We start from the raw sequence: 11,079 nt of genomic DNA, 5'->3' as shown, positions 1-11,079 counted from the left end.
TGCTTTTACAGCATTTGCTGCAACCCAAAAGTCAGCTAACCCCTGGGTCAATTTGGCCCGAAATAGGGTGGTCAACATCTCCATAATATACAGCTAATTCCGCATTGCTTAAAAAGTCCGCATCACCTGCAATAACTATACGTTGCTGCTTGCCGTTAACCATCCGGGTTAAAGCCAGGGCCGTAGGAAATTTTCTTTGCTCGTCCCCTTTTTCGGGTGAAAAAACAACATCAGCAGAATCCAAGACAAATTTGTCTTTTTTGTTCCACGTCTCCTTTTCATTTGTAAGTAAGAGTGGTTCAACATGAAATTCCGATTTAACCGAATAGTTGAGGGCAGATGCATTTGGCATAGAAACACTCAAACTGTCGGTGTAGTGTTCTTTTAGTTCACTTGAAAAACCAGCAGCAACTTTCGTTATTAAAGGCCTGATCAAATCCGGAGCAAAGTCTTTGCTCTTCTGTACAAGTTCACCATCAATAAAATTTACCCCTAATGCCTGAATAATCGGATCGATTTTAGCCTGTTTTCCGGGTTCACCGGCAATCAGCAAATTACCGCCATTATTAATGTATCGCTGTATTTTGTTTAGTACTTCCTGACTAAAACTAACCCTTGGATCTGCTATAACCAAAACTGCAATATCTGAGGGTATTTCCTGCTCTTGCAATATAAGAGATTCCACATCGAACCCCTGGTTTACCAATGCGTACCTGAAAGAAATATCATTAGTTAATTTTTCATAGTCCTTGTCTGTAAACTTATCTATACTGCGTTCAAACTCACCCGTTACAAATGCTATTTTTGGAATTTTTATGGTTAAACGCTGTAAGGCTGCTGCTATTTCCGCTTCTCTTGGATATTTCAGCTGATCGTCAAAAAGCCTTAAAAAGGTACTTCTTCCCTGATATTTAAGCTGCATTACATACCTGTTATTTTCTGGCCGAAGATTAATGATCTTCCTTATTTCTTCAGGTGATTTAAAATGCTCCAGGTCAAGATTGTAGTTTTTGAGATAATGTGTTGTTATTTGCTTTAATGATTTTCCTTCATACCCCCTGTACATCATTTTATTGGTGTAAAGGCTATCATAAAAATAGACGTAATTTATTTTGATGTCCGATTTGAACCTTAAATACGGTTCCCAGCGGGCCAAATCTTTATTCCTTTGCTGTGGAGAACCGTCATAAAAATTGTCATCAAAAAGATTAATGTAAGACGTTACTTCCAAAGGTCCGTCTTTTAAACCCTTCACAATGTTTTTCACATTAGGGCTTAGTGATTCTGTTAAAGTCGATGTTGCATCATAATATCCAGCAAATCCCGGTATAGCTGTAATATATCCGATAAATAAACCAGAGATAACCACAAGAACATACTTTCCAATTAATAAAGCTATTGATTTTGCTTCTCTTTCTGCCTGCAGTTTTATAATGCTTAGCCCAATAAAAATGTATACAATTACAAAGAAATAAAATATGTCCTTCGTGCTGATTAGGCCTGATAGCAAATGGTCGGTACGCCCGGAAATGGAAAGAAAAAAAGTAAGATTCCGGACAAAATCAATATTTTGCCAAATGGTTCCAATATAACCTAATATGGCAAATAACACCAATGTACTAATGGCGGATACTACCTGATATGAGGTTAGGCAGGACATAAAAAGACCTATGGCCGAGTAGGCACATAAAAGCAGATAAATACCTAATAAACCCGAAAATAAAAGGCCCTTGTCTGCTGAATGGATGCTAAGCATTCCTGACACTACAAAAACCGCAAGGATCATAATTAGCAACAAATTGTAAGCCATGATGGCTAAGTATTTCCCAATTATAATCTCCCGTATTTTGATGGGTGACGAATAGAGTAACTTAATTGTTCCGCTATTTATTTCACGGCTTACAAGCCCCATGGTGAGCAAGGGGATATAGAGGAATATCTTAGTAGTCACCATTGCGTACAACCCCTGAGGTAACCCGAATACAACTGAAGTAAGGTACGACAGCCATCTTGCATAGATGGGTCCCATTTCCTGTTGGTTTACCAGATTTTCCATGGTGGAGGTATAAGCAAAGCCACATTGGATTAGAAACACAATGGACAGGAACCAGGCAATGGGGGAATAGAATAATGTGTTAAGCTCGGCTTTAGCTATTTTAAGTGTCGTTTTCATTTATTTACGGTTCTTGTATTTTGGGATAACTGTGCGAATATTTCATCAATTGAACTTTTGTCAAGCGTTATTTCTCTTGGTTTCCACCCCCTGAGCACACAGGTTTCAATTATTTTTTCGGTAATTTCCTGGTTCCCATTAAAAAATAAGCGCCACTGTTTTTCTGTAAGCATGTCAACCCGGTTTATGCCGGGAATTTGCAGTAGTTCTTCTACAGGAGGTGGATTTCCCAGGTGAATTAATACACTATGCGGTTCTAAATAATTATTAAAAGCATCCATAGTATCGGCAAAAACGATCTTACCACCCTCTATCATTACGATATCATTACATAGCAATTGAACCTCTGACAAAATATGGGAGGAGAAAATAACCGCCCTTTCTTCGGCAATTTCTTTAATTAATGTCCTTACCTCCACAATCTGATTAGGATCCAAACCATTGGTTGGTTCATCCAGTACGACTAACTTTGGATGGTGAATAATAGCCTGTGCTATACCGGCACGCTGGCGATAGCCTCCGGACAAATTACTGATGAGCCTATTACTAAAATGTGCAATACCGCACCGCTCCATGGCATATTGAACAGCTAATCTAATTCTGTTTTTTTCAATAAGTCGTAAATTAGCACAATAGGTTAAATACTCCTCAACCGTAAAGTCCATGTAAAGAGGTGCGCTTTGCGGCAGAAAACCGATTAACTTTTTAGCCTCCTCAGGTGTTTTTCGCATGTCGATGCCATCTATGTAAACATTGCCCTTGGTTTGATTTAGAACTCCGCACATAATATTCATCGTAGTAGACTTCCCCGCTCCGTTTGAACCAAGCAAGCCTAAAATTCCGGTTTGGTTAATGCTTAAGTTAATATCATGGATGGCCCAGGAATTACTATATTTATGAGACAGGTGCTCAATTTTTAGAATTGGATTTTGCATTTATAAATTATTAGAATGTATAAGGAGGCACAAGCCAGGAACTGTTTGTACAGATTTCTTTCGAGGGATGATTACAAAATCATACCGGAGGATTAATAATCAAGATCTGAATGAATTATTCAGGCAGCGATAACGCTAAAAATGGAGCAGGAAGAGAGATTTCATTTGTTTAGTTGTTTAATGATAAATAGGATTGTACAAGCAATTAAAAATTATGGTGACAGCATTTAAGTAAGCAGTGTTGGAAGCACGCAAACCTATCTTATCACCATTCGAAACTATCAGGGCATGACGGTGATTGTCCTCCCTTCTATCTTAAAATGAACAGTTTTTGTAAGTTCAAGTACCTTTAAAACTTCTGATACATTTTTATATCTTGAAAAGGAACCGATGTAATCATTTCTGGTTGGGGTTCCTTTGTAGATTACATCCACGTTGTACCAGCGGGAAATATCCCGCATTATACTTTGTATACTTTGACCCGAGAATATGAACTGCCCATTTTTCCAGGCGATAACTTCATTCGGATCGATGTGAGAAACTACACTTAAAGCGTTTGCATTATTTATCTGCACTTGTTCTCCTGGCTCCAGCATTGCTGTTTGCCGGTTAACAAAAACCTTTATCCCGCCTTCCAAAAGTGTTGTTTTTGCAAATGGTTCATCCGTATAGGTATTGACATTAAAATGAGTGCCAACATCCTGTATTAGTTGCGCATGGGCAAGTACCTGAAATGGCTTTTGGTCATTGTGTATCACTTCAAGGTAGGCCTCGCCATACAACAATTCAACGCTGCGGTTATTGCCTGAAAAAGTTTCCGGAAAACGTATTGCAGAGGCTGAATTCAACCATACCTTAGACCCGTCAGCCAAAGTAAGATGGTAAGTACCTCCTCTTGGAACTGTTAAGGTGTCGTATTTAAAAGTTTGATTTTCAATGTCTGTGGAAGAATTATGGTAAATCAACTGACCATTCTGCAGGTTAATTAAGATATTGGCCCGGTTGGAAATCATCCTGTTTTTGGAACTGTTCAGCACAATCGTCTGCCCGTTCCCCATTGACAATGTTGCTTTATTACTTCCAGGTGCAATATCGTTTTTGTAGTTATTTTGGGCTGTTTTCAGGTGGTTGGGGTGATATACGAAGAAATAGCCCAATAAGCCGAAGATAATCAGGATGGAGGCGGCAGCAGAAAGACGCGGCCAAATAAGTGCTTTTTTTTGAGGATTCAAAACGTGTAAATCCATCGCCTTTACATCCTCCGTTTGTTCCTCAGCACTTAATATATGGCCGTTTTCTAACCGGTGCTGATTATACCAGGACTCTACAACAGCTTTTTCTTCTTCCGTAGCCGTGCCATCAAGGTATTTTCTTATTAATTCTTTGGGAGACATTGTATATTATTCATGTTTAGACGAAATCATGTACAATACAATTAAATTACCTGATTGTCCCAGATGAGTTTTAAAAAAATTAGCGCTTAAAGAAAATTTAATAAGATGACGGCCTTAAATTTCCCCCTTAAAATTTTAAGTGCGTTATAAAGCTGATTTCTTACCGTTTTTTCTGAAATATTTAATTTTTCAGCAATCTCGGTATTAGAAAGATACATATTCCGGCTTAATGTAAAAACCAAGCGCATCTTTTCAGGAAGCTGTGATACTTCCCTTTCAATACTGGCCTTTAGATCATTTTCTCTAACTAAATGATCGGTAACTATTTGACCACTATTCATAAAATCCTTGAGGGAATCCATATATTTCGAAGCCAGCTTATTATGCGCTACAATATTAAGAATCCTGTTTTGCAGCGTTCTATAAAGATAGCCGGGTAAATTATCATTGGATTCAATCTGGTTTCGCCTTGTCCATAACATAATAAACAATTCCTGAACCTGATCCCTTGCTTCCTCACGGCTTTGCAGCTTAGAAAAAGCATGCCGGTAAAGAATACCCTTAAATCTATTGTAGATTTCATTATACGCATCCCTATCATCATTCTTTAGTAAGAATGCAAGTTGCTGATCAGTTAGGGTGCTGTACTTGTGCATCTTGAGTGGAAAATAACGAATGTAATGAAAGAATTCCAAAAATATAACACATAGTTCATTTTGAGATGATGAAGAGATTATAGTGAAATAAAAACACCGGAACTGTACATGGATATTCCGGGAAGACTTGACCATGCCATTCCGTATTACACGTTCATTCAATTATGTAAAATTAAGCCAGAAAATGCACATTGAAAATCAGGTATAAACTTTGTAAAAGCGTCTCCGAATGATTTAATTTGGTCCATATTGCCAATATAAAAGTTGATTTTAAATTTATCTTATAAAATTCAATCAGCAATAATTAATGTGCGCCAAGATGTAAAATAAAAAAATGATATATTAGAATTTCGAGTTAATAGCGGATAAAATACATGGACAAAAAAGGAACAACTATTCAATTATTAGGACATGCTACTTTTAAAATTATAACGCCTGAAGGCAGAACTGTTATAATCGATCCATGGTTAATCAATAATCCATACATTCCGACTAATCTGGTCAGTCAGGATAGAATCGACCTGATCTTAATTACACATGGTCATGAAGATCATTTAGACATTCATATCAAAGAAATTATAAGTAGTACAAATCCAATAATAATCGCCAATAATATTTGCAGATGGTTTCTAATAGAACAAGGCGTAAGTGACGCTCTTTTTGAGCCCATGAATTTAGGCGGAACAATAGCGATCCTTGACTTAGAGGTGTCGATGGTAAATGCGTTTCACCATTCCCATGTGTATATTACCGAAAAAGCCATTGCATTTCCACACGCTGCTAATGGATTTATTATCAAAATGTCGGATAATACAACAATATATTTTGCTGGCGATACCTGTGTCTTTGGTGATATGAAACTCATATCTGAAATATACAAACCAAGTATTGTTGTGATTCCTATCGGTAATCGTTCAATGATGGGGCCTCTTGAAGCGTCTTATGCAGTGAAATTACTTAATGCTAAACATGTAATCCCTTTCCATTACGGAACTTTTGCTGAGTTTACCCAAATACCTGATGAATTTATAGCCTTTACAAAAGAATACATAGATACTAAGATCCATATCATAAAAGCAGGTGAAATGATTCACTGCTCAGAACTTAACTAATTAACTTAAGTTGATTATTAATTGGAAGGTCGAAGCTATTTTCCTTGCTCGCAAAACTGTTACAGGTGTTATTAAGTAGTCCGATAAATATTCATAAAAATGACAGTAAATGAGCAACGAAAACAGATACGGTATAAACGACTCATAAAAAAAAGATTGAAAGATGTGATGCCTGCCTTGCACTATTTCATCAGACGAGCGACTGAAGGAAGATCAAGCTTAACAATAAAACTTTATTGCGGAACAGGGCTATTAACAGTGACTTGGCCAAAACAAAACTATTTCTTGATAAATCAGAACAACTAAAATAAGGTGATTGATATTGATAGTGAGCTGATAATGTGATAGATTTGTATACCGATTTAACCAATATTCCCAATTCATCTAAAGGTATGCTAAGTTACGCCAAATGAAATTCAAGTTTATTTTTTTGACAAGCTTAAGCCTGGGCCTGATTTTTATTTTCAGCCCGATTTATATTTATGCCCAATCAGTGAATATGGGGTTTCGGCATATCACTTATAAAGAAGGGTTATTGCAAAGTCCGATCAATTCTTTGATACAGGACCGGGACGGTTATATATGGGTAGGCAACCTGAGCGGCCTGTCCCGTTATGATGGTTCGACTTTTACTAATTTCCGCCAGAATGATGCAGACAGTACACAGATTAGTCATAATCGGATCAATAAAATTTTCGAGGATTGGACAGGCCGGATGTGGATCGCTACTGGCGGCGGCTTAAATCTATATGATAAAAAGACAGAGAACTTTCGGCATATCGGTTTATCCACCGCCAAAGGTGGAACTAACTTTATTACCGATATCCAACAGGATCAGCAGGGGCAAATATGGATAGCTACCTTTAAAGGCATCAAAAAGGTTGGCAAAAGTGGAAACACATTACAAAGCATCAAATACTGGAAGCAGACGGGTGAAAATGAATTATATCAGGGTATCGCATTCTCTTTATTCGCTGATAAAGCTCATACCATTTGGGCCGGTATCAAACAAGGACTAAAAAGATTTGACCCAGCCACGGGGGAGGTGCTACCTTTGCCTGGACCATTACTGAAAAATAAGGAACTAGCAGCAGCAAAGATCACTGTAATTAAACAAGATAGTAATGGTGACCTCTGGTTTGGTACCGAGGAAGATGGGGTTTTTCGTTACAGCATCAGGAATAATAATTGCGTCAGGTATATAGCCGGGGATAATGATTCCCGGTGTATAGCTTCAAACTGGGTAAATGATATCTTGATCCATGCTGGTAAAATTTGGGTGGCTACCCGAAATGGGCTGTCTATTTATGATGAGCAAAAGGACCTTTTCACGACTTATCATCATGACAGCGCAGATTTCACTACCCTTAATGATGACTCGGTTTGGAGTTTAATGGAGGATAAAAACGGCAATGTTTGGATTGGCACCTACTCCGGGGGAATCAACATTTACTCTCCTGGCAATACCAATTTTTTAAATATCGGTGAACGTATCGGTAATAATATGGGCTTGAACAAACCCCAGGCAGAAGCGATCATCGAAGATAAAGATCAGGGATTATGGATAGGTTCTTTCGCCGGCGGCTTGAATTTTATCGATAGAAAAAAGAATATTGTCCGTTACTATCCGCTTAAAGACGCACGTAATCATAAATACACTTATGAGATTAAGGCTTTGGCTAAGGATATCAGCGGTAATATTTGGGCCGGTACATTGGATGGTTTATATAAATTTAACACGCATAATAAATCCATTCAATATATTAAGCTGGAAACCACCAACAGTAAAACCGGGGGCAAATTAATCAATTCCTTATTAACGGATCAAAACGGCATTTGGATCGGGACAAATGGTAACGGATTAAGATTTGTAAATTATCAGGGTATCGAAACTCGGAAATTTATCAGTGAGCCTAACGTAAAAAATGGACTGAGTGATAACTATGTGAACGCGATATTAAGCGATGGCAATGTCTTATGGATTGGCACGCAGAATGGATTAAATAAGCTCGATAAAACTACCGGTATCTTTTCGCTTTACAAGCGAACCAGGCATACAGGGTTGGGTAATAATAACGTACTATCACTTTTTAAAGACAGTTTTCATCGTTTATGGATTGGCACAGATGGTGGTGGGCTTAACTATTTAAACGAAAAAACAAATCAAATCTCCATTATTAAACAAGCGGACGGACTGGCCGATAATGTCATCGCTTCCATTGTTGAAGATAACTCAGGCGCTTTGTGGGTCAGCACCAATAATGGTTTATCCCATGTGAGTTTCAAAAATAATGCATTAGCTCCAAGCAGGGAAAACCTTACTATTAGAAATTATAACTCCGACAACGGTTTGTTAAGTAACCAGTTTTTGGTAAACAGTCGTGTTAAAACTAGCAGTGGCGAAATTCTTTTTGGCGGTATGAATGGTATTACCACCTTTTACCCAGACAAGATCATCAATAACAGGTTCAAACCCGCGATCCTCTTTACCGGTTTTGCAATTAATAATAAAGAAGTCAGGTTTGGCAAACAATCTGAACTCCAAAGCCCGATCAACGAAACTCATAAAATACAGCTGCCTTACGACAAAAACAATATCACGATCAAATTCTCGGCACTTAACTTTATTAATCCGGAGAAAAATAGTTACGCCTATAAAATGTCTGGCCTCCGTAATAATGATAACTGGCAAATTATTAACAATCAAAAGGAAGTAAGTTTTACAAATTTGGCACCAGGTAATTATTTATTTAGTGTCAGAGCATCTAATAACGACGGGGTGTGGAATAATGAAGGCCGCCAGATCCAGCTAGTGATCGCACCGCCCTCGTGGCAAACCTGGTGGGCCTATCTGATTTATCTGTCGCTTGCCACGACTGTTTTTTATAAGATTATCCAGTTCTTTCAGATCAGGGCAAGGCTGGAAAGAGATCTCTATAATGAACATCTGCAAAACGAAAGGCAGCAGGAGTTTTATCAGATGAAACTGGATTTCTTCACCAATATCTCTCATGAAATCCGAACCCCGCTGACCCTGATTCTCGGCCCGGTAGAAAATCTATATCATCATACGATGGAAAATGCCGGCATTAATCGCCAGGTATTGCAGATTAAAAATAATGCAGAGAGATTATTACGCTTAATTAGTGAGTTGATGGACTTTCGAAAATCTGAAACAGGCAATATGGTGCTCTACATCCAGCGGAATAATATGATCTCGCTGATTAAAGAAATTTATCTATCATTCTCGTCCCTGGCTGAAAGCAGGGGTATCATCTATGAATTCCAGTCAGAAATACAGGAAGTGATGATATGCACCGACAGGGACCAGATGGAAAAAGTTTTTTTTAATTTACTTTCAAACGCATTTAAATTTACGCCCGATCAAGGTAAGATCCAGGTAAGAGTAACGACAGATCAGGCAGACGTCCTGACGATCAGTATTACGGACAATGGCAAAGGAATTCCTGAAGCTTTTCAGGAGAAATTATTCAGCAATTTCTACCAGGTGCAACCTGATAAAGCCAATCCGGGCACAGGTATTGGATTAGCTCTATCCAAAAGTATTGTTGAACTGCACAAAGGGAATATAACCGTTGTTAGCCAGCCGCAAATTGAAACGCAGGAAGGACTTACCGTATTCACTGTTAAGCTACCTTATGAATTTTCGCCTTCGGAGCATGTTCATTTTATTGAGGATAACCTGTCTGCTGAAAATCTTACAGCGTTTCGTTTGCAGTCAGACATTGATGTATTGACAGAACAGGTGCCCGAGACGAATGGGCCAAAGTATACTATTCTGCTATGCGAAGATAATGATGAATTGCGGCATTTTATTGTTGATTCATTGCCTCAATATCAGGTTATTCCTTTTGAGAACGGAGCAGCTGCCTTTGCCTGTGCAGTAGAAGAAATACCGGACCTTATTATTAGTGATGTGATGATGCCAGTCATGAACGGGCTGGAATTATGTAACCGGATAAAAACCGATGACAGGACCAGTCATATCCCGGTAATTCTGTTAACTGCTCTGGCTGCTCATATTCATCAGATTAATGGATTGGAAACAGGTGCAGATGCCTACCTTACCAAACCCTTTTCTATCAAGTTGTTGTCTTTAAATATCCATAATTTATTGGCTGCCCGCGAACTGATGCGAAAGAAGTTCAGCCAGCAAATGAGCCTATCTGCACAACAACTTAATAGCAGAAATCCCGATAGTAAATTCATTCAAAAGCTAATGCAGCTGATGGATACAAATATGGAAGATCCTGAATTTGGTGTATTAGAGCTGAGTAGTGAGATTGGCATGAGTAAATCTGTTTTATATAAAAAAGTATGCGCGCTGACCGATCAATCGCCAGCTGATTTTATGAAAACCATACGGTTGAAGAAAGCTGCCGAACTCCTGGTGCAGCAAGGGCTTACTGTAAATGAGGTGGCTTCATTAGTTGGATTCAATGACCGAAAATACTTCAGCCGTGAATTTAAAAAGCAACATGGCAGATCTCCCTCTGAAATGATCGGCCAGCATAAATAGGTTGTTTAGTATAAGTACACAACAAAACAGGAAATTCATGGTCCTGTACTCCTGAATTGTAGGCAAACCACGCTAAAAAGTCATTTTTTACCCCTAAAAAAGTCTTTTTTTAATCCCCTTTACCATTTCGTATCCCCAGTTTTGGCCTAACCAATTATGCCGGAATATTCGGCGCACAATCATTTTATTAACCAAATTTAAACAGCAATGTATTAATGATGAAAGCTTCAGTTTTCCTGGTAGTCCGGCGTTGCAGAGATCCGACTGAC

6 protein-coding genes are annotated in these 11,079 nt (G+C 38.4%); 2 read left to right on the top strand and 4 right to left on the bottom strand.

All coding sequences use genetic code 11. From position 1 onward, the window contains the following. Window positions 1-31: 31 nt before the first annotated feature. The 4 genes from GSQ74_RS01075 to GSQ74_RS01060 all read right to left on the bottom strand — a co-directional run bounded on the left by GSQ74_RS01075 (window position 32) and on the right by GSQ74_RS01060 (window position 5,158). Window positions 32-2,173: a Gldg family protein gene (locus GSQ74_RS01075; RefSeq protein ID WP_158989171.1), complete on the bottom strand. Its 2,142-nt coding sequence runs from the start codon at window positions 2,171-2,173 to the stop codon at window positions 32-34. Continuing rightward, a complete protein-coding gene (locus tag GSQ74_RS01070; protein WP_158989169.1) occupies window positions 2,170-3,108 on the bottom strand; it encodes an ABC transporter ATP-binding protein in 939 nt (312 codons plus the stop codon). The genes GSQ74_RS01075 and GSQ74_RS01070 overlap by 4 nt, the downstream gene beginning before the upstream one ends. A 281-nt stretch (window positions 3,109-3,389) precedes the next feature. Continuing rightward, window positions 3,390-4,502, bottom strand: coding sequence for a FecR family protein (locus tag GSQ74_RS01065; protein ID WP_158989167.1), 1,113 nt, complete (start codon window positions 4,500-4,502; stop codon window positions 3,390-3,392). Between the two features lie 86 nt (window positions 4,503-4,588). After that, window positions 4,589-5,158 carry an RNA polymerase sigma factor gene (locus GSQ74_RS01060; protein ID WP_158989165.1) on the bottom strand — a complete coding sequence of 190 codons (570 nt, stop codon included), beginning with the start codon at window positions 5,156-5,158 and terminating at the stop codon, window positions 4,589-4,591. A 374-nt stretch (window positions 5,159-5,532) separates the two neighbouring features. Between GSQ74_RS01060 and GSQ74_RS01055 the strand changes: the two genes are divergently transcribed. Both GSQ74_RS01055 and GSQ74_RS01050 read left to right on the top strand, forming a co-directional pair. After that, window positions 5,533-6,270, top strand: a complete 738-nt coding sequence (locus tag GSQ74_RS01055) for a metal-dependent hydrolase (RefSeq protein ID WP_158989163.1) — start codon at window positions 5,533-5,535, stop codon at window positions 6,268-6,270. Between the two features lie 409 nt (window positions 6,271-6,679). Then, window positions 6,680-10,810: a hybrid sensor histidine kinase/response regulator transcription factor gene (locus GSQ74_RS01050; protein WP_158989161.1), complete on the top strand. Its 4,131-nt coding sequence runs from the start codon at window positions 6,680-6,682 to the stop codon at window positions 10,808-10,810. Window positions 10,811-11,079: the final 269 nt, after the last annotated feature.

The organism is Mucilaginibacter sp. L196, from assembly GCF_009765905.1.
GTDB lineage: Bacteria > Bacteroidota > Bacteroidia > Sphingobacteriales > Sphingobacteriaceae > Mucilaginibacter.
Note: the sequence above shows the minus strand (reverse complement) of the source record. Positions and strands in the feature narration are given on the sequence as shown.

What these genes read in the sequence shown, in the direction of transcription:
- GSQ74_RS01060 (WP_158989165.1), bottom strand. Translation starts at nt 5,158, where the DNA reads ATGCACAAGTACAGCACCCTAACTGATCAGCAACTTGCATTCTTACTA.
- GSQ74_RS01055 (WP_158989163.1), top strand. Translation starts at nt 5,533, where the DNA reads ATGGACAAAAAAGGAACAACTATTCAATTATTAGGACATGCTACTTTT.
- GSQ74_RS01050 (WP_158989161.1), top strand. Translation starts at nt 6,680, where the DNA reads ATGAAATTCAAGTTTATTTTTTTGACAAGCTTAAGCCTGGGCCTGATT.
- GSQ74_RS01065 (WP_158989167.1), bottom strand. Translation starts at nt 4,502, where the DNA reads ATGTCTCCCAAAGAATTAATAAGAAAATACCTTGATGGCACGGCTACG.
- GSQ74_RS01070 (WP_158989169.1), bottom strand. Translation starts at nt 3,108, where the DNA reads ATGCAAAATCCAATTCTAAAAATTGAGCACCTGTCTCATAAATATAGT.
- GSQ74_RS01075 (WP_158989171.1), bottom strand. Translation starts at nt 2,173, where the DNA reads ATGAAAACGACACTTAAAATAGCTAAAGCCGAGCTTAACACATTATTC.